The organism is Sphingomonas sp. DC5200-1, from assembly GCF_049897245.1.
In the GTDB taxonomy this organism is placed as follows: domain Bacteria; phylum Pseudomonadota; class Alphaproteobacteria; order Sphingomonadales; family Sphingomonadaceae; genus Sphingomonas; species Sphingomonas aquatilis.
This window is the reverse complement of the sequence record NZ_JAFCVW010000004.1, coordinates 310,155-336,257: the sequence shown is the minus strand read 5'-3', so window position 1 is coordinate 336,257 and position 26,103 is coordinate 310,155. Positions and strand designations below refer to the sequence as shown.

17 protein-coding genes are annotated in these 26,103 nt (G+C 66.4%); 7 read left to right on the top strand and 10 right to left on the bottom strand.

The window, feature by feature from the left end; translation table 11 throughout:
* Position 1: 1 nt before the first annotated feature.
* On the bottom strand, positions 2 to 127 hold the full coding sequence (gene ykgO, locus ACP7A3_RS10630) for a type B 50S ribosomal protein L36 (protein WP_003046794.1): 126 nt from the start codon (positions 125 to 127) through the stop codon (positions 2 to 4).
* Between the two features lie 138 nt (positions 128 to 265).
* Here ykgO and ACP7A3_RS10625 point away from each other — a divergent pair, with 138 nt between their 5' ends.
* The 5 genes from ACP7A3_RS10625 to ACP7A3_RS10605 all read left to right on the top strand — a co-directional run bounded on the left by ACP7A3_RS10625 (position 266) and on the right by ACP7A3_RS10605 (position 5,184).
* Positions 266 to 871, top strand: coding sequence for a DUF4136 domain-containing protein (locus ACP7A3_RS10625; RefSeq protein WP_017980338.1), 606 nt, complete (start codon positions 266 to 268; stop codon positions 869 to 871).
* A 131-nt stretch (positions 872 to 1,002) separates the two neighbouring features.
* A complete protein-coding gene (locus ACP7A3_RS10620; protein ID WP_426255549.1) occupies positions 1,003 to 2,112 on the top strand; it encodes a M14 family metallopeptidase in 1,110 nt (369 codons plus the stop codon).
* Positions 2,113 to 2,458: 346 nt separating this feature from the next.
* Complete coding sequence (gene gpmA, locus ACP7A3_RS10615) at positions 2,459 to 3,145, top strand: 2,3-diphosphoglycerate-dependent phosphoglycerate mutase (protein WP_426255548.1); 687 nt, start codon at positions 2,459 to 2,461, stop codon at positions 3,143 to 3,145.
* 501 nt (positions 3,146 to 3,646) lie between these two features.
* Positions 3,647 to 4,129 carry a 5-(carboxyamino)imidazole ribonucleotide mutase gene (gene purE / locus ACP7A3_RS10610; protein ID WP_426255547.1) on the top strand — a complete coding sequence of 161 codons (483 nt, stop codon included), beginning with the start codon at positions 3,647 to 3,649 and terminating at the stop codon, positions 4,127 to 4,129.
* Positions 4,129 to 5,184: a 5-(carboxyamino)imidazole ribonucleotide synthase gene (locus ACP7A3_RS10605; RefSeq protein WP_426255546.1), complete on the top strand. Its 1,056-nt coding sequence runs from the start codon at positions 4,129 to 4,131 to the stop codon at positions 5,182 to 5,184. The genes purE and ACP7A3_RS10605 overlap by 1 nt, the downstream gene beginning before the upstream one ends.
* Positions 5,185 to 5,355: 171 nt before the next feature.
* Here the strand turns inward: ACP7A3_RS10605 and ACP7A3_RS10600 are convergent, their stop codons facing one another.
* From ACP7A3_RS10600 to ACP7A3_RS10590, 3 genes are all read right to left on the bottom strand, one after another.
* Positions 5,356 to 5,643, bottom strand: a complete 288-nt coding sequence (locus ACP7A3_RS10600) for a hypothetical protein (RefSeq protein ID WP_426255545.1) — start codon at positions 5,641 to 5,643, stop codon at positions 5,356 to 5,358.
* A 148-nt stretch (positions 5,644 to 5,791) separates the two neighbouring features.
* On the bottom strand, positions 5,792 to 6,091 hold the full coding sequence (locus ACP7A3_RS10595; protein WP_017980344.1) for a hypothetical protein: 300 nt from the start codon (positions 6,089 to 6,091) through the stop codon (positions 5,792 to 5,794).
* Between the two features lie 12 nt (positions 6,092 to 6,103).
* A complete protein-coding gene (locus tag ACP7A3_RS10590; protein WP_426255544.1) occupies positions 6,104 to 8,938 on the bottom strand; it encodes a M16 family metallopeptidase in 2,835 nt (944 codons plus the stop codon).
* 155 nt (positions 8,939 to 9,093) lie between these two features.
* Between ACP7A3_RS10590 and clpB the strand changes: the two genes are divergently transcribed.
* On the top strand, positions 9,094 to 11,673 hold the full coding sequence (gene clpB / locus ACP7A3_RS10585; RefSeq protein ID WP_426255543.1) for an ATP-dependent chaperone ClpB: 2,580 nt from the start codon (positions 9,094 to 9,096) through the stop codon (positions 11,671 to 11,673).
* A gap of 56 nt (positions 11,674 to 11,729) precedes the next feature.
* Here the strand turns inward: clpB and ACP7A3_RS10580 are convergent, their stop codons facing one another.
* The 5 genes from ACP7A3_RS10580 to xseA all read right to left on the bottom strand — a co-directional run bounded on the left by ACP7A3_RS10580 (position 11,730) and on the right by xseA (position 21,360).
* Positions 11,730 to 15,104 carry a TonB-dependent receptor domain-containing protein gene (locus ACP7A3_RS10580; protein ID WP_426255542.1) on the bottom strand — a complete coding sequence of 1,125 codons (3,375 nt, stop codon included), beginning with the start codon at positions 15,102 to 15,104 and terminating at the stop codon, positions 11,730 to 11,732.
* 90 nt (positions 15,105 to 15,194) lie between these two features.
* A complete protein-coding gene (locus tag ACP7A3_RS10575; protein ID WP_017980348.1) occupies positions 15,195 to 18,269 on the bottom strand; it encodes a TonB-dependent receptor domain-containing protein in 3,075 nt (1,024 codons plus the stop codon).
* A gap of 556 nt (positions 18,270 to 18,825) precedes the next feature.
* Complete coding sequence (locus ACP7A3_RS10570) at positions 18,826 to 19,716, bottom strand: M23 family metallopeptidase (protein WP_426255541.1); 891 nt, start codon at positions 19,714 to 19,716, stop codon at positions 18,826 to 18,828.
* Positions 19,713 to 19,913 carry a DUF2093 domain-containing protein gene (locus ACP7A3_RS10565; RefSeq protein WP_241890371.1) on the bottom strand — a complete coding sequence of 67 codons (201 nt, stop codon included), beginning with the start codon at positions 19,911 to 19,913 and terminating at the stop codon, positions 19,713 to 19,715. The genes ACP7A3_RS10570 and ACP7A3_RS10565 overlap by 4 nt, the downstream gene beginning before the upstream one ends.
* Positions 19,914 to 19,941: 28 nt before the next feature.
* The gene (gene xseA, locus ACP7A3_RS10560; protein WP_426255540.1) at positions 19,942 to 21,360 is read right to left on the bottom strand and encodes an exodeoxyribonuclease VII large subunit; all 1,419 of its coding nucleotides are present in this window, start codon (positions 21,358 to 21,360) and stop codon (positions 19,942 to 19,944) included.
* Between xseA and purD the strand changes: the two genes are divergently transcribed.
* Positions 21,359 to 22,618, top strand: coding sequence for a phosphoribosylamine--glycine ligase (purD, locus tag ACP7A3_RS10555; RefSeq protein WP_426255539.1), 1,260 nt, complete (start codon positions 21,359 to 21,361; stop codon positions 22,616 to 22,618). The two genes, xseA and purD, sit on opposite strands and share 2 nt — an antisense overlap.
* 249 nt (positions 22,619 to 22,867) lie before the next feature.
* Here purD and ACP7A3_RS10550 read toward each other — a convergent pair whose 3' ends face one another.
* Complete coding sequence (locus tag ACP7A3_RS10550) at positions 22,868 to 25,912, bottom strand: TonB-dependent receptor domain-containing protein (RefSeq protein ID WP_426255538.1); 3,045 nt, start codon at positions 25,910 to 25,912, stop codon at positions 22,868 to 22,870.
* Positions 25,913 to 26,103 lie beyond the last annotated feature (191 nt).

The window sequence follows — 26,103 nt, the reverse complement described above, 5'->3', positions numbered from 1 at the left end:
CTTAGCCCTGACGCGCCTTGAAGCGACGGTTGGTCTTGTTGATGACGTAGGTGCGGCCGCGGCGACGGATCACGCGGTTGTCGCGATGACGGTCCTTGAGCGACTTCAGGCTGTTGCGGATCTTCATGATCGATTCGCTTCTTTTCGTGTTTATAAGGTGTCGGTGAAAGCGCGAGCGCCTAGAGAGCAAGGGCCCAATAGTCAAGCAACGGCGCAGGCGTTAGAGCGTTTCCCAAGCGCAACGTATCGCAAAGGCTGCCCCTCCATGACACTCCGCCCGTTCCTGGCCCTCGGCATCTCCGCCGCGCTGCTCGCCGGCTGCGCCACCACGGCAGGTCCGCTGCCGCCGACGGACGTGATCCGCTACCATCTCGGCGAACCGATCCCGCGCGGCACGATCGCGGTCGAACCGCTGTCGGGCGGCGCGCCGGCCAGTCTGGAATTCAAGACCTATGCCGCCGCGGTGCAGACCGAACTGCTGAAGGCCGGCTATACCGTGCCGCCGCAGGGCGCGATGCCCGATTATGTCGCGACCGTCGGCTTCACCCGCACCAGCCGCGAAGGGCCGCCGCGCCAGTCACCGGTCAGCATCGGCCTGGGCGGTGGCGGCTTCAGCGGCGGGCGCAGCGGGGGCGGCGTCGGCCTTGGCGGGGGCCTCAGCTTCCCGATCGGCAAGAGCCGCCCGACCGAGCTGCTCGTCGCCGAGCTGAGCGTCACGATCAAGCGCCGCACCGATCTGTCGCCGATCTGGGAAGGCAAGGCGCAGGGCGTCAGCGACATCAAGCGCGCCGACCAGCAGGCCGCCCGCCTCGCCCGCGCGCTCTTCACCGGCTTCCCCGGCCAGTCCGGCCGCACGATCAGCGTGAAGTAAGCGGCTAACGCCCTCACCCTTCGCCGCCGGCGGCGGCTCTTCCCTCTCCCGGCGGGAGAGGGAGGGAGGCGCGCAGCGCCGGAAGGGTGAGGGCAGCACCATCCCTCCCCCCAAACCGATCGGCCCCGCCCATGACCATCACCATCGACGCCGGCTTCGACGGCGGCAACATCCGCCTCGTTGCGATCGACGGCGACCGCATCGACCTGGAGATCGTGAAGGATCACCAGTCGGACTTCTTCCAATGGTTTTCGTTCCGCGTCGCGGGCGCGCACGGCCGTCGGCTCACCTTCCGCATCCTCAATGCCGGCGAATCGGCCTATCCGTTCGGCTGGCCCGGCTACAAGACGCGCGCAAGCACCGATCGCGTCCATTGGCGGATGATCGACACCCACTACGACAACGGTGTCCTCTCGTTCGACTATACGGTCGAGGGCCAGCTCGCCTGGTTCGCCTATTTCGCGCCGTACACGATGGAAATGCACCACGATCTGGTCGCGCGCACCGCGGCGAAGCCGGGCGTCGAGCACCGCCAGCTCGGCACCACGCTCGACGGGCAGGCGATCGACTATTTCAGGATCGGCAACGGCCCGAAGCCCGTCTGGCTCTATGCGCGCCAGCATCCCGGCGAATCGATGGCCGAATGGTGGATGGACGGCGCGCTCGACTGGCTGACCAGCGATGCCGCCAAGGCCCTGCTGGACAAGGCGACCATCCACGTCGTCCCCAACATGAACCCCGACGGCACCCGCCGCGGCCATTTGCGCACCAATGCCGCGGGCGTGAACCTCAACCGCGAATGGCATGCGCCCTCGCCCGAACGCAGCCCCGAAGTGCTGTGCGTCCGCAATGCGATGGACGAAACCGGCGTCGCCTTCGCGATCGATGTCCATGGCGACGAGGCGATCCCGGCGAACTTCATCGCCGGTTTCGAAGGCATCCCCAACTGGACCGAGGAACACGGCGCCAAATTCTACGACTTCGGCCACCGCCTCGCCGCGCATACCCCCGATTTCCAGGTCGAAAAGGGCTATGAGAAATCGAGCGCCGGCAACGCCAACCTCTCCATGTCGACCAATCAGCTGGCGCAGCGCTTCGGCGCGGTGTCGGTGACGCTGGAAATGCCGTTCAAGGACCACGATCCTAATCCCGACGCAGAATACGGCTGGTCGGGCGAACGCTCCAAGGCCCTCGCCGTCTCGTGCCTCGAAGTGTTGACGGAGATGATCGACACGATCTGACGCTGCCGTCGCGAGAAGGGTGATTCACGCGAAGACGCTAAGACGCGAAGAAGAAAGCAGGATCACGCGGAGACGCGGAGACGCGGAGGGACGTGCGCCTCGCCGCAGGCGCGGCCCTCTTGCGTCAACCGATGGTTGATGGAACGCGACCGGAGCGACCGCGCGCACTTTCTCCGCGTCTCCGCGTCTCCGCGTGAACACCCTTCTTCTCTTCGCGTCTTAGCGTCTTCGCGTGAATCAAAACCCACGCTCCCCCAGCGCCCCGAAAAGCGGGTCAATCGACACACGCCCCCCCACGCACTATCCCCGCCCCGAACCACAGACCCCTCGACCCACGGGAGCCCGCATGCCTCGCCTAGTCCTGATCCGCCACGGCCAGTCCGCCTGGAACCTCGAAAACCGCTTCACCGGCTGGTGGGACGTCGACGTCACCGACAAGGGCGCGGCCGAAGCGCGCGCCGCGGGCGAGCTGATGGCGGCCAAGGGCCTCGATTTCGACATGACCTTCACCTCGCTGCAGACGCGGGCGATCAAGACGCTCAATCTCGCGCTCGAAGCGATGGGCCGGCTGTGGCTGCCGGTCGAAAAGGACTGGCGCCTCAACGAACGCCATTATGGCGGCCTCACCGGTCTCGACAAGGCGGAGACGGCGGCGAAGCACGGTGACGAGCAGGTTCACATCTGGCGCCGCAGCTTCGACATTCCGCCGCCCCCGCTCGAAGCCGGCAGCGCCTACGACCTCAGCCAGGACCGCCGCTACGCCGGCATCGCCATCCCGCAGACCGAAAGCCTGAAGGACACGATCGCCCGCGTTCTGCCCTATTGGGAACAGCGGATCGCCCCCGCGCTGAAGGACGGCCAGTCCGTCCTGATCTCCGCGCACGGCAACAGCTTGCGTGCGCTAGTGAAGCACCTGTCGGGCATCTCCGATGACGACATCACCAGCCTCGAAATCCCCACCGGCCAGCCGATCGTCTACGACCTAGACGCGGATTTGAACGCCACGGACCGCTACTACCTGAGCGAGCGCTGACATTCGTCATCCCGGCGCACGCCGGGATCCATGGACACGCAACGCCGATGGCGTGCGCACCAGCAACGGCACCGCATCCATGGATCCCGGCCTCCGCCGGGATGACGAAGACGAAAAAGCGCCCCCCTCCCCTCTTCGTCATTCCCGCGAAGGCGGGAATCCAGACGCGCTACCGTCGCGCCTCCAGCCGAAACGTCAGAGGTTCTGGATTCCCGCCTCCGCGGGAATGACGGTCGTGGGATCGGAGGCGCCAACAACGCACCCGGCGACATGCATGTTGGAACCAACTCCGCCCCAACCCCCTGCACCAAAACCCAAATCCCGCCCCCCTGCCTACACCCCCATCATCCGCCACAACCCAGCGCCATGCCCGATCACCACCAAAGCGGAAACGATACCCCCCGAACGTTTCCCTTCAGGCGTTCATGTCGTCTATCTTTCCCCTACGGAAGCGCGCGCCAGGGCGTTGCCCTCGCCGCCCGCCCCCGATAGACGACGGCCATGGACACTCCGCTGGTCGGCATCATCATGGGTTCGACGTCCGACTGGGACACGATGCGCGGCGCTGCCGACGTGCTGGCCGAGCTGGGCGTGCCGCATGAGACGAAGGTCGTCTCCGCGCACCGCACCCCCGACCGCCTGTACGATTACGCCAAGTCGGCGGCGGATCGCGGCCTGAAGGTCGTGATCGCCGGTGCGGGCGGCGCGGCGCACCTGCCCGGCATGGCCGCGGCGATGACGCACCTTCCCGTCCTCGGCGTCCCCGTCCAGAGCAAGGCCTTGTCGGGCCAGGACAGCCTGCTCTCGATCGTCCAGATGCCCGCCGGCATCCCCGTCGGTTGCCTCGCGATCGGCAAAGCGGGGGCGACCAACGCCGGCCTGCTCGCCGCCGCGATCCTTGGCATCAACGACCCCGCGCTGTCGGAACGGCTACAGGCGTGGCGCCAGCGCCAGACCGACGCCGTCGCGGACGAGCCCGCCTGATGCTGCCCCCCGGTTCGACGATCGGCATTCTGGGTGGCGGCCAATTGGGCCGCATGCTTGCCGTCGCCGCCGCGCAACTGGGCTATCGCACCCACGTCCTCGCCCCCGATCGCGAAAGCGTCGCCGCGCAGACCGCCTCCAGCCTGACCCGCGCCGACTACCACAACCGCATCGTCCTCGCCGACTTCGCCGCCGCCTGCGACGTCGTGACCTATGAGTTCGAGAATATCGACGTCACGCCCGTCGAATGGCTCAGCCAGCGCGTCCCCGTCCACCCCAACCCCGCCGCGCTGCGCGTCGCGCAGGATCGGGTCGCCGAAAAGCGCTTCGTCGAGACCGTCGGTGGCCGCCCCGCCCCCTGGGCGCCGGTGAACAGCGAGGCGGATCTGACCGCCGCGCTCGACCGCATCGGCTATCCCGCGATCCTCAAGACGACGCGCTTCGGCTATGACGGCAAGGGTCAGGCAGTGATCCGCGACGCCGCCGACGCGGCCGAAGCCTGGGCGACGATCGGCGGCCCGGCGGTGCTCGAAGGCTTTATCGCCTTCACCCACGAATTTTCGATCCTGATCGCGCGCGGCCAGGACGGCGCCAGCGTCCGCTACGATCCGCCGCACAACGTCCACCGCGACGCGATCCTGCGCACCTCCACCGTCCCCGCGCCGGCCGAGATCGTCGCGCAGGCCGAGGAAGCCACCGCGCTCGCCTGCCGCATCGCCGACGAACTCGGCTATGTCGGCGTCCTCGCCTGCGAATTCTTCGTGGGCAGCGACGGTCCGGTGTTCAACGAAATGGCCCCCCGCGTCCACAATTCCGGCCATTGGACGATCGAGGGCGCCGACACCTCGCAATTCGAAAACCACATCCGCGCCATCTGCGGCCTCCCCCTCGGCGCCACGACGCTGACGGGGCGCGAGGTGACCCTCGAAAACCTGATCGGCGACGATGCATGGCAACCCGCCCTGACGGAAGCCGGCGCCCACCTCCACCTCTACGGCAAAGGCTCCGCCCGACCGGGCCGCAAGATGGGCCATGTGACGCGGGTGAAGCGGTAACAGGCGGGATACGCTTGCCTTTTCACCTTACCGTCCTCACCCTTCCCACCCGGCTACGCCGAGCGGGCCCCTTCCCTCTCCCAGCGGGAGAGGGAGGGAGCGGCGAAGCCGCGGAAGGGTGAGGGTCGTTCGCCAGCGCTGCAAAGTCTGATGGGATCGGCACATCGGCCATCAGCGCTTGGAGCGCCACCACGCCGTTACCAAGATAAGCCACGCGACGCCGAAAGCCGCCAAACCGATCCAGCCTGCTAAAAATGGCAATGGGGGCGCACAATAGTCGAGGCAGATTTCCCTAGGCCCCGCCATAGGCTCCAGCCCAAAGAAGGCGATGAAGTGGGCCCAAGCGCCCATAACGGCGGCCTCGAGATATGCGCGGACGATCAGCGCTTCGATGGCGCCTGCGACAAAGGCGACCAGGAACAACAGTGCGGCGAGGAGCAACATCGGGTTGCGCTTCAATCCTGCCTCCTGAACGTGACGGCCCGACCGTCACGCGTGTTCGCTAGTCCGCTGACGCTGTAGTCGACCTACGATACCACGGACATACGAAAGCGACCCGCCTTCCTCTCGGAAGACGGGCCGCCCGTTACCCTGACGAACCGAACGATCAGCCGGTGCGCTTGCCGTTCAGCGGGAAGCTGCCGAACGCGCCCGCGCCGACGGTGCCGGTCAGCGTGTCGCCCTCGGCGGTCGCTTCGCAGTCGAGCGTCATCGGCATCGGCACGGTCATCTGCTGCTTCCAGCGGATCGTGTTGCCCGATACCTCGCCCGACACGTCGCTCGAGCCCATCGCGCCCGATGCAGTGCCGGTGAAGCTGCCGCCGTCGCTCTGGACGGTCAGCGTCAGGTTCTGGTCGCCCAGCGGCGACTTTACGGTGCAATCCCAGCTGCCATCGACATCGGCCATGCGCGTCTCTCCTTATTTCGCGGTGGTGGAGGGGGTTACATTGGCCACCGCGCTTGCGGGGATGACCTCGACCGGCAGGCCGAGCGTGTCAAGCTGCGGCTTCACCTTGGCCGCGTCGCCCACCACGATCCAGCTGAACTGGCCCGGCTTGATCGTCTGCGCCGCCGCGCTGCGCAATTCGGGCAGCGTCAGCGCGCGCAGCCGCGTCGGCAGCATCGCGTAATAATCGTCGGGGCGCTTCAGCAGGTCGTTGGTCTGCATCGCGCCGAGCACCGCCTGCGACGTCTGGAACTGGCCGGGCAGCTGCAGGATCGCGCCGTTGATCGCCAGGCCATATTCGGTTTCGGTCATCGGCTTGGTCGTGACGAACTGCGTCACATCGTCGCGCGCCGACGCGACCGACGGCCCCGTCTTGTCCGCCTGCACGCCCGCCTGCATCACATAGGGCGCGGCATATTCGGACACCTGGAACCGTCCGCCCGCGCCATAGGACCAGTGCTTCTCTTCGCGCAGATCCATGTTGAAGCGGCTGAGGAAGCTGCCGCCCAGCGCGTCGTTGACGGTGTTGAGCGCCAGCAGATCATCCGTGCCCTTCAGTCCGGTGCGCTGCGCACCGACGACGATCGACTGCGGGCTGTCCGGACGATCGACCAGCACGATGCGCGGGGTGAGCGACGGTTGCGCCCCCCCGAACGTCTTGGTGCCGGGCGTGCCCGTGCCCTGCCAGTCGCCGAAGCGCGCGTCGAGCGCCGCCTTCACCTCGCCCAGCGGCCGGTCGGAAACGACGAAGATCTTCGCCTTGTCGGGGCGCAGCCACGCCTGTTCGAAGCGGCGCAGGTCGGCGGGGGTCAGCGATGCCACCGCCACCGGATCGCCGGAGCCCTGCGCCTTGGCATAGGGCGTACCCGCCGCGAGCAGCCGCGTCGTCATCCGCTGCGCCAAGGCGCCGGGATTGGTCAGCTCCTGCTGGATGCCCGCAACCTGCTGCGCCTTGAAGCGCGCGACCTCGGCATCGGCATAGGTCGGGTGCCGCGCGACTTCCGCGAACAGGTCGAGCGCACCGTTCAGGTTCGCGCTCGGCACGCCCATGAACAGCGTGCTGCGATCGTTGCTGGCAGCGGCACTCAGCTGCATGCCCAGCCGCTCGCGCGCCTCGGCAAGCGCGTTGGCGTCATACCGGTCGGTGCCCTCGTCCATCATCATCAGCGCGACGAGCTGCGTGCCCAGCTTGTCGGGCACGTCCGACGCATAGCCCGCATCGAAGCTCAGCACCGCCTGCGTGACCGGCAGCGCGCTGCGCTGCGCATAGACGATCTCGATGCCGTTCTTCAGCTGCGCCCGCTCGATCTTCGGGAAGGTGAGGCCGGTGATCGCGCCCACGCCGGGCATCGCGCCGCGCGTGCCCTTGGCGGGCTGCTCCGGGGCTGCGACGACATCCACCTTCGGCGGCACCTTGGCTTCGGCATAGGCGTCGCGCGCGCCGGGGACGACGTTCACCGCCAGCACCGGGCGGCTCAGCCACTTGTCCGCCGCGGCCTTGACGCTCGCCGGCGTTTGCGCGGCGAGTTCGGCCAGCTCCTTCTTATAGAAGCCCGGATCGTTCGAATAGAGCGCGCCCTCCGCCAGCACCGATGCCTTGCCGTTCACCGATTCCAGGCTGCGCAGCCGCGCCGAGATCGTCGCCGTGACATAGCGCGACACTTCGTCCGCGGTCGGCCCGGTGCGCAGGAAGTCCGCGATCACCGCGTCCAGCCGCTGCGCCGCAACCGCCGGATCGACGCCGGGCCGCACCAGCCCGTTGATCGAGAATACGCCGATTTGCGCGAAGTCGCTGTTGTCGGCGCTCAGCTGAGTGAACAGCTTTTCCTTGCGCACCAGCTCGTTGGCGAAGCGTGACGAGGCCATGCCGCCCAGCACGCCCGCCGCGACATCCAGCCCCGCGCTGTCCTTGTCGTTCAGGCCCGGCACCGCCCAGTTGCGCGACAGCATCACCGCCGCGACGCGGTCCTTCAGCGTCACCGTCTTCGCCGCGGGCAGCGTGACCACCGGCGCGACCGGCAATTGGCTCTTGGGGCCCGGCTTTATGGCACCGAAATACTTTTCGACCAGCGGCTTGGCGGTCGCGGCATCGATATCGCCCGACAGCACCAACACCGCATTGTTCGGGCCGTAATGGCTGCGGAACCAGTTCTTCACCGTCTCCAGGCTGGCGGCGTCGAGGTCCGCCATCGAACCGATCGTGTCGTGGCCATACGGATGCGTCGTCGGGAACAGCCCCTCGGTCACCGCATAATCGAGCAGGCCGTAGGGGCGGTTGTCGCCCTGGCGCTTTTCGTTCTGGACGACGCCGCGCTGCTCGTCGAGCACGCCTTGCGTGATCGCCCCGAGCAGATAGCCCATGCGATCGCTCTCCAGGAACAGCGCACGGTCGAGCGCGCCGGTCGGCACCGTCTCGAAATAATTGGTGCGATCGAAATAGGTCGTGCCGTTGAGGTCGGTTGCGCCGATCTGCTTCAGCGGCGCGAAGAAGTCGCCCGGGGCATTTTCCGATCCGTTGAACATCAGATGTTCGAACAGATGCGCGAAGCCGGTCGAACCCTGCGGCTCGTGCTTCGACCCGACGTCATACCAGACGCTGACCGCGACGACCGGCGCCTTGCGATCGGTGTGGACGATCACGCGCAGCCCGTTCTTCAGCGTGAACTGCTGGTACGGGATGTTCACTTCCTTCACCAACGCCGACACCGGCGCGGCCTTCACCGCCGCGGGCGTGGTCTGCGCAACGGCGGGCAGCGCAAGCGCAAGCGTCGCGGCCCCGGCCAGCGCGGCAAATTTGATCGTCGTCATGCAATCCCCCCGAGAGCGTCCCGTAATGGACGTGAACGGCGGCGAGCATAGCCCCGCCCCGACAACTGGCAAGCGGTGTCGGATGAAACCATCGACGACTATTGTGTTGCACAAAGGCAACACTACATTCCTGCCCAGTGAGGAAGGGGTAAGTGATGAACCTCGAAAAGTTTACCGACCGCGCCAAGGGCTTTCTGCAATCGGCGCAAACCGTCGCGATCCGCATGAATCATCAGCGGATTGCGCCCGAACACCTGTTGAAGGCGCTGCTCGAAGACGAGCAGGGCATGGCCGCCGGACTGATCCAGGCGGCCGGCGGCGACGCGCGCCGCGCCACCGCGGACACCGACGCCGCGCTCGCGAAGATCCCTGCGGTCAGCGGCTCGGGCGCGCAACAGACGCCCGGTCTCGACAACGACACCGTCCGCGTCCTCGATTCGGCCGAACAGGTCGCGCAGAAAGCCGGTGACAGCTACGTCACCGTCGAACGGCTGCTGCTCGCCCTCGCGCTCGCGCAGACCACCGCCGCGGGCAAGGCGCTCAAGACCGCCGGCGTCACCGCCGAGGGGCTGAACGCCGCGATCAACGACCTGCGCGGCGGTCGCACCGCCGACACCGCCTCGGCAGAGGATCGCTACGACGCACTCAAGAAGTTCGCGCGCGACCTGACGCAGGCGGCGCGCGACGGCAAGCTCGACCCCGTGATCGGCCGCGACGAGGAAATCCGCCGCACGATCCAGGTTCTCGCGCGCCGCACCAAGAACAATCCCGTCCTCATCGGCGAACCCGGCGTCGGCAAGACCGCGATCGTCGAGGGTCTCGCGCTGCGCATCGCCAATGGCGACGTGCCCGACGGCCTGAAGGACAAGACGCTGATGGCGCTCGACATGGGCGCGCTGATCGCCGGCGCGAAATATCGTGGCGAGTTCGAGGAGCGGCTGAAGGGCGTCATCGACGAGGTGAAGGGCGCCGAAGGCGACATCATCCTGTTCATCGACGAGATGCACCAGCTGATCGGCGCCGGCAAATCCGACGGTGCGATGGACGCCGGCAATCTGCTCAAACCCGCGCTCGCCCGCGGCGAACTGCATTGCGTCGGCGCGACCACGCTCGACGAATATCGCAAATATGTCGAGAAAGACCCCGCGCTCCAGCGCCGCTTCCAGCCCGTGTTCGTCGGCGAACCGACGGTCGAGGATACGATCAGCATCCTGCGCGGCCTGAAGGACAAATATGAGATGCACCACGGGGTGCGCATCACCGACGGCGCTCTGGTGTCCGCAGCGACGCTGTCCAACCGCTACATCACCGATCGCTTCCTGCCCGACAAGGCGATCGACCTCATGGACGAGGCCGCCAGCCGCATCCGCATGGAGGTGGAATCGAAGCCCGAGGAGATCGAAAGCCTCGACCGCCGCATCCTGCGCCTGAAGATCGAGCGTGAGGGCCTGCGCCGCGAAACCGATGCGGCCAGCGTCGATCGCCTCGAAACGCTGGAGGGGGAACTCGCCAACCTCGAACAGCAATCGGCCGAACTGACCACCCGCTGGCAGGCGGAAAAGGACAAGATCGCCGGCGAAGCCAAGCTAAAGGAACAGCTCGACGCCGCCCGGCTCGAACTGGAACAGGCGCAGCGCGGCGGCGACCTCGCCAAGGCGGGCGAGCTCTCCTACGGGCGCATCCCCGCGCTCGAAAAGCAGCTCGCCGAAGCCCAGGGCGCCACCCAGGGCGCGATGCTGCGCGAGGAAGTGACCGCAGACGACATCGCCGGCGTCGTCAGCCGCTGGACCGGCGTGCCCGTCGACCGCATGCTGGAAGGCGAGCGCGAAAAGCTGCTCAAGATGGAGGAGGTGCTCGGCGCCCGCGTCATCGGCCAGTCCGATGCGGTGCGCGCCGTCTCCACCGCCGTCCGCCGCGCCCGCGCGGGTCTACAGGACCCGAACCGGCCGCTCGGCTCCTTCCTGTTCCTCGGGCCGACGGGCGTCGGCAAGACCGAACTGACCAAGGCGCTCGCCGAATTCCTGTTCGACGATCCCGCCGCGATGGTGCGCATCGACATGAGCGAATTCATGGAGAAGCACGCCGTCGCCCGCCTGATCGGCGCGCCTCCCGGCTATGTCGGCTATGAGGAAGGCGGCGTGCTGACCGAGGCGGTGCGGCGCCGGCCCTACCAGGTCGTGCTGTTCGACGAGGTGGAAAAGGCGCACGGCGACGTCTTCAACGTGCTCCTGCAAGTCCTCGACGACGGCCGCCTGACCGATGGCCAGGGCCGCACCGTCGACTTCAGCAACACGATCATCATCCTGACGTCCAACCTCGGCAGCCAATATCTGGCGAACCTCGAGGACGGCCAATCGGTCGACAGCGTCGAACCGCAGGTGATGGAGATCGTCCGCGCCCACTTCCGCCCGGAATTCCTCAACCGGCTGGACGAGATCATCCTCTTCCACCGTCTGGGGCAAGGCCACATGGGCCCGATCGTCGATATCCAGGTCGCCCGCGTCGCGAAGCTTCTGGCAGATCGTAAGATCACGCTGGAACTCACCGATGCGGCCCGCGAATGGCTGGGCCGAGTCGGCTACGACCCCGTCTACGGCGCAAGACCCCTCCGCCGCGCCGTGCAACGCCACCTCCAGGATCCCCTCGCCGAAGCGATCCTGCGCGGCGAAGTGAAGGACGGATCGACGGTGAAGGTGGATGAGGGGGATGGAAAGCTAGTGCTGGACGTAGCGTAAACAAAAGGGGCGGCCTCCTCGCGGAAGCCGCCCCTTTTTTTCGCCTCACGGTCTGTTTAGAAATCGACCTTCGCGCCGAAGCGGAAGTAGCGGCCGATGAACAGGCTGTCGCCCCATGCCGGGTTGAACTGATACAAGCCGTATGCCGCGTTCGGATCGTACGACGGCTTCTTGTCGAGCAGGTTCTTCACGTCGAGATAGAAGGTGAACTTGTCCTGCACCTTAATCTCAGCGTGGCCGTCCATGTAGAACACCGACTTCGACCGGCACTGCACCGGATCGCCGTTGTTGTAGCTGACCAGCTGACCCGTCGCGGCGCTCCCTGCGCAATCGCCATAGATACCGAGAGAGTCGGTTGCGACGGATGAGTAGCTGCTGGTGTAATAGGACGTCAGGCTGACGTTGCCGCGGCCATTGAAGTCCAACGTGTTCTGCCACGACGCACGCCATTTCGGCGCACCGGAGCAAGACGAGATGTTGCAGGGACCGAGCGTACCATCATAGCGCTGCACCGTTCCGTCCTCGAGCGTCTGTTGGAGGCGCAGAAGGTGCGATGCGTTTGCAGTGGAAATCCACTTCACGTCTGCCGTGATCGGGAAGTTCACGCTTGCGGAGAAGTCGATACCGCGCACGAGGTAGGTATCGGCATTCTTGTAAGACCCGCTAGCAAATCCCAGCAAAGGCAAGGCGTTCGGGTTTTGCTGGTCCGCAACGCCCGGCGTCAGGACGATACCCGGCGCCGTTACTTGGCCATTGTTGGTGTAATATTGTGCGATCTGGTCGGCGCTGACCTGCGCCGCGATGATCACGTTGTTGATCTTGGTCTGATAATAATCGACCGTGAAGGTGACATTGCGAACCGGCGTCAGCACGACACCGCCAGTGAAGCCTTCCGTAGTTTCAGGCTTCAAGTTCGGGTTGCCGCTCGACGTCAGGCCATAGGAGTAACCGCCCTGATAATAGGACGGGTTGCTCTTATGTGCCGCGCAGAACGCGGCATAGGTCGCCGAGGCGCAGTTGATCGTCGCATTAACGTAGCCGGTGGTCGGCAGCGCAAACGATTCGCTGAAGCTGGGAATACGGAACCCGCGCGAGTAGGTGCCACGCAGCTTGACTTGCTCGATCGGACGGAATTCCGCTTCGAACTTCGGCGAGAAGCGGCTCTGGCCGGTCGAATAATGATCGTACGATCCTTCGGCCTTGACCTTCAGCGAGTCGAGGATCGGTGCGGTGATTTCGTAACCAGCCGACCAGACGTCGCGCTTTCCGGACACGCCAACGGCATTGACACCGAAGTAGCGTGCATTGGGATTGACGTTGTTCGCCGGGTTAGCGCTCGGGTTGTTGATCTCCTCGTGACGATACCCGCCGATCACCGCAACGTTGAAGCGGCCGCCCGGCAGCGTGAACAGGTCCTTGTTCACCGATGCCTGGACCTGACCCAGCTTCGAGAACGAGGTATTGCGGTTCTCCGGGAATACCTGCGCGGTTTGCGCGGCCGTATTCTGCGTCTGGTCGACGAAGTTATACGTACCTTGCGCGATAGCGTTCAACAGGCCTTGAAGATAAATGTAGCCATTGTTGATCGTCTGAAGCGTGACCTTCGACGCCGTGGCTGCCACGTTGTAATTGAAACCATCGCCGAACACACCATTGATGCCCGCCGAGAAGCGATACGTCTTGGTGTTGGTCGAGGTGTTCCGCGTCGTCTGCGGAAGGGCGACGAGGCGCGCGAGCTGGCCCTGAGCTGCGAATGGGTTGTTCGGGTTCAGCGTGCCGTTGGCTGCGGTGCAGCCATTGGCGACGATGGCATTGGTCAGGCCACCGACGGTGCCGATCGATCCGATGCCGCCGGCGCAGACATAGGCCGGCAGCAGGATGCTGCTGACGGTCGCTTGAAGGCCGCCAGCAGCCGTCTGACCCGTAAAGCCCTGCGGGCCGGAATTGTTATCGCGGGTCGTCGTGTTGTAATAGTTGAACATCGCGTAGACTTCGGTGTCCGCGCCGAGGCGACCCGTCGCCCGGATCGTCGCACCCTTGCGCTCGATATTCGAGTTATACGCACGATATTCGTTGACCAGATCCTCCTGGCAGACCGTGGCCGGCGTCGAACCGGCAATAGGAATGCCAGCGGCAGCCGACGCAGCGCGTTCCGCCGCGGTAATCGTATGCGCCTGCAAGCCTTGGCAGCCGAGTGCTGGGCTGAGCAGCTGATAGCCACCAAGCGCGGCACCCGTGGTCGGATCGTACGGACGGACGAAGGGCACACGGGTCGATTGGAATCCGTTATACGTACCATCGTATTGGATGCCATTACGGATACCGTTGGTCAGACAGCCCTGTGCCGTAGTGCCGCAGATGCGGCTCTGGTCGGCGGAATTGAACGGATAGCCACGGTTGCGCAGGAACAGCGGGTCGCTCTTCTGGTATTCGCCATTGACGTAGACGTTGAAGCCCTGGCTATCGAGATCGCCATAGCCTGCCGTGCCGCTGATCCGCTGCTCGCCGTTATCGCCGCGCTGCGAGATACCGGCCGAGGCATTGAGATGCACGCCAGTGACTTGCCGCTTGATGATAACGTTGACGACGCCCGCAATCGCGTCCGAACCATAGGTCGCCGAGGCACCGTCGAGCAGCGTGTCGATGCGATCGACCACCGAGCCGGGGATCGTATTGATATCGACGAAGTTGCGATAACCGTCATCGGCAAGCGGGAATGGCGCGGTGCGCAGGCCGTCGAACAAGGTCAGCGTATAAGCATTGTTCAAACCGCGCAGCGACGGCGAGCTGGCACCCGTCGCGAAGCCGAACGACGACCAGCTCGGCGGCACGGTGCCGGCATTGTTCGCGGTCAGCAGCTGCAACGCGTCGGCGACCGTCGTGACACCGCGATTCTGCAGGTCCTGCGCCGACACGGAGATGACCGGCGAGGCCGTTGCCGCAGCCGGATTACGAACGATCGATCCGGTGACGATGATGTCGGCGCCGCTCGTCGGCGTATCCTGCGAAGTCTGTGCTGCCGCAGCGGTCGCATCCGCGGCCGTCGTCGTATCCGTCGTGGCCTGAGCCGAAGCCGTGCCAGCGTACAAAATCGCGAACGGCGTCACGGCTGCAAGCAGCGCGGCCTTGCGCGTCGAACGGGTGAAAGCTGTCATCATGGTCCCTTTTGCTTGCCCGAGCCCGCTCCCCTGAAGATCGCTGGACAAAGGCTGCTGCGCCCTCCCTTCGCCGCCAAGCGACGCAGGAACGACATGGGACAGAAATGATCCGACACATTTCGGCTGTAAACAGACCGATCCGGACTGAGGTACGTTTAGCCGGGCCTGTAGCAAAAATGCCACGTTTGCGACGCTGTTCCTCAAATTCATCCGTACGGGTGCCGCTTTTTGTAGCGGCAGGAGGGCACCCGCTTCTTTTTCATACAGCGCCACTGCCGCTTCGAAGCACAAAAAAGGGGCGGCTCCGCAGAGCCGCCCCGTCCTTGAGTCGCCACCCCTCCGCGGAGGGGCAGGATACCGTCGTTAGAAGCCGAACTTCACGCCCGCGCGATACTGGCGGCCGAAGATGCCGTCGCCACCCTGGACGGCGTTGTACAGATACGCGCCGTACGTGACCGGATCGATCGGAGGCAGGCGGTTGAAGACGTTCAGCACGTTCACGTAGAACGAGAACTTGTCGTTCACCCGGAACGTCGCGTTCGCATCCGCCGTGATGTAGCTCTTCACGCGGCAGCCGAAATAGGCCGGTGCCTGACCGCAGTCCTTGTACGCGTCGCCCTGGTCCATCGCCGACAGGTCGTAACCCGACGTGTAGTTGACGGTGCCGGTCAGCGCGAAATCGCCGAAGTCGAACGTGTTGGCCCAGTTGCCCTTCCACTCGAACGTGCCCGAACCGGCCGTCAGGTTGAAGTTGCCGAGCGTGTCGACATAGGTCTGGCGCACGCCGTCGACGGTGGTGCTCAGCTCCAGGATGAGGCTGGCGTTCAGCGCCGTGGTCCACTTCACGTTGCCGAAGTTGACGAAGCCGTTGGCGCCAAAATCGATGCCTTCCGACTTGATCGTCTGCGCGTTGATCAGCTGCGAGCGGACGAACGCGATCTTGGGCTTGGCGGTCGGGTTGTTGACGTCGACCGCGTCGGCGATGACGTCGAACCCGGCGGGGATCGCCGTGCCCGCATAATAGGCCGCGATCGCCGGCGACAGATCCGGCGTGGTGATCGCGCCGGTCTTGCGGATGTTGTAGTAATCGACCGTGAACGACAGGCTGCGGATCGGCTCGAACTTGATGCCGGCGGTGAAGCTGCGCGACTTTTCAGGCTGCAGGTTCGGCGATGCCAGCGTGGTCTGACCGATCGAATAGGCCGTGATGTACGACGAGCAGGCGGTCGGTGCCGCAGCCGAGCACGGCGTGGTCGAACCGCGGTTGGTGTACTGCGCCAGGAACGCCGCCGGAATGCTCGACAGCTGCTGCGTCACGTAACCCGTCGTCGGCAGGGCATTCGCCTCGCCGAACGAGGGGATACGGAAGCCGCGCGAATAGGTGCCGCGCACGGTGACCTGACGGATCGGGTTGAAGATCGCGCCGAACTTCGGCGAGAACGCGCTCTGACCGGTCGAATAATGGTCGTAGCGACCCGATGCGTTCAGCGTCAGCTGGTCGAGGATCGGCGCGTTGATTTCACCGAAGGCCGAGGTGACGGTGCGGTTGCCGCTGGTGCCGAATGCGTTCAGGCGGAAATAGCGCTGCGTCGGGCCGTTGGTGTCCGGGTTGCCGCTGGGCGCGTCGACCGCTTCGTAGAAGATCGAGCCACCGAGCGCCACGCGCAGGTCGCCACCCGGCAGCGCCATCAGCGCCTTACCCAGGGTGAACTGCGCCTGGTACAGATCCGACGAGCTGTTGTTGATGAACTGCGGCGTCAGATAGTCGCGCACCGCCTGGCTGTTCTGGCCGGGGTTGAGGAAGTTGTAGCTGCCGTCGTTGATCACATCGAGCAGGTGCTGAATGTAGACGTAGCCATCGGTGCGACGACGCAGATCGGTGTGCATCGCGGTGGCGTCGACGCGATAGTCGACGTCGCCGAAGATGGTGCCGTTGATGCCCATCGCGGCGCGATAGACGCGGCTGCGGGTTTCGTTGAACTCACGCTCGTTGGCGAGCGTGCCGACGATGCGCGCCACCTGGCCGAGCCCTGCGAACGGGTTGTTCGGGTTGAGCGTGCCGTTCGCCGCGGTGCAGGCCGCGGTCGTACCGCGCGGGCAGATGTAGACCGGCAGCGCCAGGATCGCCGAACGCGGATCGATCGACGGCGTCGGGCCCTGCGAGGTCGAATATTGCGGGAAGAGGATGCCCGCGGGTGCGTTGGCGCGGATCGTCGCCGGAACGCCCGTGTAGCTCGACGTCGACTGCTGGAAGTTGACCTGGAAATAGGCCTCCGACGTGTCGCCGACCTTGGCGGTGAACTTGGCCGAACCGCCGAAGCGTTCGATGTCCGGGGTCACGTTGCCGTACAGGTTCTGGGTGTCGACCTGGCAGACGGTGCCCGGCGCGGTCGGGTTGTTGGCGAGGTCGGTTGCGGTCAGGTTGTACGGCGTGCCGACGACGCAGCCCAGCGCCGGGTTCAGGAACTGATAGCGGCCCAGCGCGGTCGTGTTGGTCGCGTCGGCCGGACGGACGTAGAAGTTGCCGGTGCCGATCGAGAAGCCGGGCAGCGTGCCGTTCGGGCCGACGCTGTTGGCGATGTTGTTCGGGCCGCACACCGTGGTGCCGGTGCGGTTGCTGCACAGGCTGCGCTCGTCGCTCGTGTTGTACGGCGCCGGCAGCGACGACGCCTTCACGCCTTCGCTGCGGTAATAGAAGCCGCTGATATAGGCGTTATAGCCCTTCTCATCGAGATCGCCGGTGCCGGCGGTCAGCGACAGGCGCTGGTTGGCGTTGTAGCCACGCTCCGCGATGCCCGCTTCGACGCGGCCGGCGATGCCCTGGAACGAACGCTTGGTGATGATGTTGACCACGCCCGCGATCGCGTCCGCGCCGTAGCTGGACGAAGCGCCGTCGCGCAGCACGTCGACGCGCTCGACGATGTCGTCCGGGATGGTGTTGAGGTCGACGAAATTGCGCGAACCGTCATCCGACAGCGGATAGTAAGCGGCGCGCAGGCCGTCGAACAGCACCAGCGTCGAGTTGGTCGACAGGCCGCGCAGCGACACCGACGATGCACCCGAAGCGAACGCGCCATTGGCGGTGAACGAATTGGTCAGCGCCGGGCCGTTGTTCGACGACAGCGCCTGGATGCCCGCCTGCACGGTGTTGATGCCGCGCACGTCGAGGTTCTCGGTCGTGATCGTGCTGACCGGCGACGGGCCGGCATCGGCGCCGCGGATGATCGAGCCGGTGACGACGATGTCGTTGCCGGTCGACGCTTCCTGCGGCTGTGCTGGGGTCTGCGGTGCGGCGGCTGCGGTCTGATCCGACGAATCGGTGGTCGGCTGCGGAGCCGGGGTGGTCTGCGCCGCGGCGACGCCGGCGGACAGCAGCACGAACGGCGTCGCGGCGGCGAGCAGGGCCGCCTTTCGCGTAAAGCGGTACATCGTGGTCATCGTCTTCCCTCGCTTGACCCGGATGGCCGGCCCGTTGTGACGGTGCCGGTTCCAGGCATGGCCAAGCCCCCTCAAGCCGCATTCGGCTTCCAAAGGACATGGGACAGGAATGCGTTCGCGTATTTAGGGTGTAAAGCCGTCATTCATCCGCGGCTCATCTTTGCGCGCCGGTGTCGCCGAAATGACACAATGCCTGCCCTGCATGGCAGGCCGGATCGGGAATCCTGCCCGCTGACGGGCAGAACGCGCTGACAGGCATCTTGGTTCACCGACCGGCCAATTTGTTCCGAAACGGCTTTTAATCATATGTTTATGTCGTCTGGTGTGGCGGAACACCCGCATGGTCCAGTTGACAAAGCCTGCGCCTGCGCGACGGGGCAATTTGGACGTATGCTGACCTAATGGCTTGGCTTGGGCATTCCCCAACCATCACCCGTCGCCATGGTCTAGTCGAAAAGGATAGGACATCTACTATGTCCTGCCTGTGCGGCACGCGGGTCCGCTACCGCGTGCCCTGCGAGCGCGCGCGCCATCATCCGATCGTGAAAAAGCCGGCTTACTTGGCCGGCATCGCCCCCGCGACGAGCATCGGGTCGAGGCGCGCATCGCGCCAGCGCAGGCTCCAGTGGAGATGGGGACCGGTCGCGCGCCCGGTTTTGCCGACCGCGCCGATCACCTGCCCCTGGCGGACGTGATCGCCCACCGCCACGTCGATGCGCGACAGGTGCAGGAACGCGCTGTTCAGCCCCATGCCATGGTCGATCATCAGCAGATTGCCCTCCAGCGTGAAGGGGTGATCCGCAGCCAGGATCACGACGCCGTCCGCCGGCGCGACGACGGGCGCGCCCACCGGCAGCGCCACGTCGGTGCCCGAATGATAGGCGCCCGGCTCGCCGCGATAGACGCGCTGCGACCCGAACCAGCCCGAAATACGGCCGACCGCCGGCCAGACGAAGCGCTGCCGCCACCCCTGAGCGTCGGTCTCGATCGCGCGCGCCGCGGCGATCTGCGCGAGTTCGGGCGGGCGCAGCTGCGCCATCACCGGATCGGGTGCGGGGAAGCGCGGAAGGGTATTGAGCCGCTCGATCCGCCACGCCCGCGGCGCGACGGTCAGCGTCGTGGTCACGACCAGCGGGGTGCCGGCGGGGCCCGCCAACCGCTCGACGAGCGTCGCGGCGGCAGGCGCGTCCCGGTCGAAGCCGAGCACGAACGTGCCGTCCGCTGCGACCGGCACGTCATGCCCGTCCAGCGTCAGCCGCGTGCCGGGGCGCGCATGGCCGCGCACCAGCGCGCCCTGCATCGGCGCCCCCTCCAGCCGCAGCGCGGACGCGCCGGCCGGCAAGGGTCCGGCGCCGCGCACGATCGGCGCCTGCTGCGCCACGCCGGGTGCCGCCACACCAAGGATCAGCGCGAGCAGCAGAGCGCCGCGCCTCCCGGCACGCCTCATTGCGGGCGCATCGCCTCGCTAGCGATCGCGGCGGTCGCATAGGCTTCCTGCCGGGCGACGCTCCAATAGCGCAGCAGGTCAATCGGCACGCGGGCCCCGCTCACCGCGCAGGTCACATGGTCGCCCGGCGCCAGCACGCGAAAGCCATTGGCCATATAGTGCAGCCGCGCGGGCCGGTCGGAATTGGAAACGAGCATGTCTTGTGTCCGTATCAGAGCCCAGCCGTCACAATAACGTCGGCTGGTCGGGCGTGGGGGCGACATAGGCGCGCGCCGCCTTGCGCTCAACCTTAGGGGATACTGGGGCGGGCTCGGGCGCAACGTCGCCCACCACCGCATCGACGCTGTCGTCGCGGAAGCGCAGCGTCACCGCCCCCGCCGCGCGCACCGCCGCCGCCGAGGACAAGGTCGTGCCGTCGCGCGCCGTCACTCGTGCATAGCCACGGTCCAGCACCGCATCGGGGTTGAGCGACTGTACCAACCGCCACGTCGCCGCCAGCCGCTCGCGCCCGCGCTCCACCTGTCGCTCCAGCACCGCCGGCCGCAGCGCCCCCGCCGACCGGTCGAGGCTACCACGCGCCAGCGTCACCCGCCGCTCCAGCCCCCGGTCCAGCCGTTGCCCGGCATCGTCCGCCCGCTGCCGCTGCGGCCCCAGCAGCGCCTCGCGCTTCGGCAGCAGCCGGGCGAGCGCGGTCAGCCGCTCGCGCCCGCGCTCGACATAGCGATTGGCGCACCGCTGCGTCCGGCTACCATGGCTCTGGATCGTGTAGCGCAGGTCGGCGAGCACCGGCACCGCCAGCTCGGCGGCCGCAGTCGGCGTCGGCGCGCGCAGGTCGGCGGCGAAATCGCACAGGGTCGTGTCGGTCTCATGCCCCACGGCCGAGATGATCGGGATCGTGCAGTCCGCGACCGCGCGCACCACCACCTCTTCGTTGAACGCCCACAGATCCTCGATCGAGCCGCCGCCGCGCGCGACGATGACGAGATCGGGCCGCGGCACCGGCCCGTCCGCCGGGATCGCATCGAAGCCACGCACCGCCGCTGCCACCTCCTCGGCCGCGCCCTGCCCCTGCACCTTCACCGGCCAGACGATGACATGGCTCGGGCAGCGATCTTCCAGCCGGTGCAGGATATCGCGGATCACCGCGCCGGTCGGCGACGTCACCACCCCGATCGTGCGCGGCAGATAGGGCAGCGCGACCTTGCGCTCGCGATCGAACAGCCCCTCGCCCGCCAGCTTGGCCTTCAATTTCTCGAACAGCGCCATCAGCGCGCCCGCGCCGGCCAGCTCCATCCGCTCGATGACGATCTGGTATTTGGACCGGCCGGGATAGGTGGTCAGCTTACCGGTCGCGATCACCTCGATCCCGTCCTGCGGCGCGAAGGCCAGCGCGTTCACCTGCCCCTTCCACATCACGCCGTCGATCACCGCGGCATCGTCCTTCAGCGCCAGATAGACGTGGCCCGAGGCGGCCCGCTTGTAGCCCGAAATCTCGCCGCGCAGCCGGACGTGGCCGAACTCCCCCTCCACCATCCGCTTCAGCTTGAAGCTCAGCTCGCCCACCGACAGCGCGAGCGCGTTGTCGCCGGGGCGCTCCTCGGCTAGCAGCCGGGCATCATCGGTATCGGATAGGAACTCTGGCATGAACGTCCTGCTGCTGGGCTCAGGCGGCCGCGAACACGCATTGGCGTGGAAACTGGCGCAATCGCCGACCCTCGATACGCTCTATGCCGCGCCAGGCAACCCCGGCATCGCGCAGCATGCGACGTGCGTCGCCCTCGACGCGACGGATCACGCCGCGGTGATCGATTTCGTGCGGGCGCAAGAGATTGGCCTGGTCGTGATCGGCCCCGAAGCGCCGCTGGTCGATGGCCTCGCCGACAGTTTGCGCGCCGCCGACGTCCCCGTCTTCGGCCCCGACAAGGCCGCCGCGCAGCTGGAAGGGTCGAAGGGCTTTACCAAGGACCTGTGCCGCCGCGCCGGCATCCCGACCGCCGGTTACGTCCGCGTGAACAGCCGCGCGGAGGCGGAGGCGGCGCTCGCCGCAACCTTCGGCTATCCCGTCGTCATCAAGGCGGACGGCCTCGCCGCGGGCAAGGGGGTGGTGATCGCGACCAGCGAGGCCGAGGCGATGGCCGCCTTCGACGCGATGTTCGCGCAGGGCGACGCGCCCGTCGTGCTCGAGGAATTCCTGGAGGGCGAAGAGGCCAGCCTGTTCGTCCTCACCGACGGCCATGCCCTGCTCCCCTTCGGCAGCGCGCAGGATCACAAGCGCGTCGGCGAGGGCGATACCGGCCCCAACACCGGCGGCATGGGCGCCTACAGCCCCGCCCCCGTCCTCACCCCCGACCTGGAGGAGCGTGCGATCGCCGAGATCGTCGCGCCCACCGTCAAGGCGATGCGGGAGGAAGGCATGCCGTTCAGCGGCGTCCTCTACGCCGGGCTGATGCTGACCCGGACGGGCCCGAAGCTGATCGAATATAACGCCCGCTTCGGCGACCCCGAATGCCAGGTGTTGATGATGCGCTTCCAGGGCGATCTGCTCGCGGTGATGCTGGCCACCGCCGAAGGCCGGCTCGCGCTGCTCGGCGACATCGCTTTTTCGGACGACACCGCGATGACCGTCGTCCTCGCCGCGGCGGGCTATCCCGGCACCCCCAAGGCCGGCGGCGCTATCCGCGGCATCGATGCGGCGGAAGCGACCGGCACAGTCGTCTTCCAAGCGGGCACGAAGCAGTCCGGCGATACGCTGGCAGCGTCCGGCGGCCGCGTCCTGGCCGTCACCGCCACCGGCCCCGACATCCGCACCGCCCGCGACGCGGCCTATCGCGGCGTCGACGCCATCGACTTCGCCGACGGCTTCTGCCGCCGCGACATCGGCTGGCGCGAACTGGCGCGGTAGGGCGCGCGCTCGACACCCACGCCCTCGCCCACGCCGACGCCCTCGCCCTCGCCCTCGCCCTTACCCAGCCCACACCGTCATTCCCGCGAAAGCGGGAATCCATAACCTCTGACGTTTCGGCTGGAGGCGCGACGCTAGCGTGTCTGGATTCCCGCCTCCGCGGGAATGACGAAGAAGGGGGGGCACCGGGACACAAAAAAGGCCCGCCGGATCGCTCCGACGGGCCTTTTCTCATTCCCAATCCAAATATCAGAAGTTGATCGTCGTCCCGATCGCGATGTTACGACCCAGCGAGTCATAGCGCTGCGGGATCGTGTTCCCGCGGGCCAGGCTGATATTGTACGAATCCGGCACGATCGGCGCCGCCTTGTCGAGCAGGTTGTTCGCGATCAGGCGCAGCGAGAACTGCTTGGCGATCGCGAAGTTGAGCGCCAGGTCGAAGTAATTCGCCGGGGCGACCCGGTAATAGCTCGTCCGCGCGCGCGCCGCCGTGCCACCGATCGCGGGATCGCCCGAATTGTCGGCGTTGGTCAGCGACCCCACGTAGCGCCAATTGAACGATGCACTGAAGCCACGCCCTTCGGTCGTATAGGTCGCGCGCAGGCCGTGGCTCCACTTCGGGATCAGCTGGCCGCAGCCGTTGCCGTAATAGCCCGCGCAGTTGCGCTCGGGCTGCACCGGCGAATCCTGGCCCCCGGCAAAGGTCGTCAGCGAGCCGTTGAAGCTCCAGTCGATGCGGCCCGCGCTGCCCAGCTCCATCGGATATTGCGCCTGGAAGTCGTAGCCGCGCGCGATCGAGGTGTAATAGTTGCTGGTGCCCTGACGGATGAAGCCCGTCGTCGGGTTGCTCGCCGCGTTCGAGAACAACGTGCCGTTCGCGTTGCGGACGATGCCCTGGCAGAAGAACTGGTCACCGCCCGAGCGCAGACAGCCATCGGTGTAATAGCTGTAATCGTTGTAACCCAGCGAGTTGTCGATCTTGATCCGATACCGGTCGACCGAGAACACCAGGCCGCGCACGAACCGCGGCTTCAGCACCAGGCCATAGGTCTGCGTGTAGGCCGTCTCCGGATCGGCGGTGAAGCCGCCCGAGCGCACGGTGCAGGCCGCGGTGCCGTTCGGCGTCGTGCCGTTGCTGCACAACAGGCTGGTGCTGCCATATAGCGCGTCGGACAGGCCGGTCGCACGGCACACCTCACGCGAGGCGAGCGGCGCGCCATAGGTCACGCCATTCGGGCCGGGGATCGGCGTCGGCGCGCAGAAGTCGTTGAACGTGCCCGCACCGCCGGCGGCGAAGTCGATGTTCGTCGCCTGCCGGATCTCGACCACCGTCGGCGCGCGCTGCGCCTTGTTGAACGAGGCACGGAAGGTGATGTCCTTCACCGGCGCGTAGATGCCCTCGATCTTCCAGGTGTTGAAGGTCGACGGATTGCTGCTGTACTTCGACAGGCGATAGCCGCCGTTGACCTGCGCCAGTTCGACGAACGGCTTGTGCTCGATCAGCGGCACCTGCACTTCGGCGTTCGCTTCCCACACATCCTGGCTGAGATAGCTGTCGGCGCCGCCCAGCGCGCTGCGATAGCTGGCGTCGGCGGTCGATTTCAGCGTGTCCTTGCGATATTCGGCGCCCAGCGCGATCGCCACGCCCTGGTCTGCGAACGGCGAGGTGATGCCGTATTTGCCGAGGTCGCCGCTGACGTTGGCGAGCACGTCGTACAACGTACCCGTGGTCTGCGACGTGCCGGTCGTGAACAGATAGTTGATCAGCGCCGGATTGGTGTTGCCCGCGCTGAAGATGTCGAAGGGCACGCAGCCTGCCGCGCCGCTCGCGCAGACCGGGTTCGCCGCGGTGCCACCGACGTTCACCGCATTCTGCAGATTGCCGGGGGTGCGGAAGCTCGGGATGTAATCCTGATGGTTGCGCGCATAGACGCCGCCGACGTCATAGGTCCACGCGTCGCCCACCTTGCCGCGCACGCCGCCGGTCAGGCGCACGCCGGTGTTGACGAAGGTGTCGGGGCGGTCGTTCATCTCGCCCAGGCGATAGGCGAGGCTGACCGGCACGCTGGTCGCACCCGCGACGCCGCAACCGATCGCGGTCGCTTGGCTGGCCGACAGGAAGGGGTTGGCGCAGGACACGTTGACCGTGCCGCTCGCGATCGTCGGATAGTTGGTGTACGACTTGTCGCGGAACCACAGGCCCGATGCGTAGAGCTCCGCCTCCGGTGCCAGCTCGGCGGTCACGAAGCCGCCGGCGTTCACGCGCTCGCTGGGACGCTGATAGGCATAGCCGCTGAAATAGTTGGACGCATTGCCCTGGCCCGTGCCGAACGGCACGAAGGTGCGCGTGCCATTGGGGTTGTTGACCAGCTGCGCGCCGGCATTCGGGCCCGACTGCGGCGTGATGAGGCCGCTCGTAGAGCTGCTCGGCGTCAGGCCGCACGACAGCGGGCCATTGAGCTGCAGCTGCGTCAGGTAACAGCCCGCGTTCGAGCGCGAGGTCAGCGCGACCTCGTCGGTGTTCTTGTAATTGACGAAGCCGCTGACATGGACCTTGTCGTCGAAGAAGCCATGGCCCGCGGTCAGCGTCAGGTCGGCCCGGCCGCCGTCGTTGGTCCAGCCGCGCGGCGACGTGAAGCCCGCCGCACGCGCCAGCGGCGACACGACCGTGTCCTTGTTGTTGTGATTGTAGAAATTGTAATTGGCGTCGAGCTGCAGCCCTTCGAAATCCTTCTTCAGGACGAAGTTGACCACGCCCGCGACCGCGTCCGATCCATAGACCGACGACGCACCGCCGGTCAGCACGTCGACGCGCTCCAGCAGCGTTGTCGGGATGATGCCCGTATCCTGGCCGTTCTGCGTGCCCAGGCGCTTGCCGTCGATCAGCACCAGCGTGCGCTCGAAGCCCAGGCTGCGCAGCTTGATGCGCTGGCGCCCGTCGGAATCGTTATAGGTCTGCTGCGCGTCCGGCGCGACCTGCGGCAGGCGGTTCAGCACGTCCTCGACGTTCACTGCGGCCTGCGCGCGGATGTCGGCGGAGGTGACCGAGGTGATCGGCGCGGCGGCGGTGACGTTGGGGCGAACGATGCGCGTGCCCGTCACGACGATATCGCCACCCGGCTGCGCGGCCGGCGGCGTCTCGCCCGCGGCGGTCGCGGCCTTGGCGGCGGCTTCCTGCGGAGATTGTCCGATATTGGTATCGTCGGTCGCGGTGGTCTGTGCCAGCGCGGGTGCGCCCACCATCGCCAGGCTGCCTGCCAGCGCCACGAGCGAAACCCCATTCTTCCCAATCATAGCCTTGCCTCTCACCGAGGCTCGCTACCATGGAGCCTCTTTACGTCAGACAAGTTTTCCTATCCGGGAGACGGCGTCAATACCGCAGTGATACCTTTGCATACCATTTTGTCACCGCTGTGACAGGAAAGCATCACTCACCCTTTCGCCACGCCGAGCCGTGCGACGCGGGCGCCGAACGCCCGCCCGCA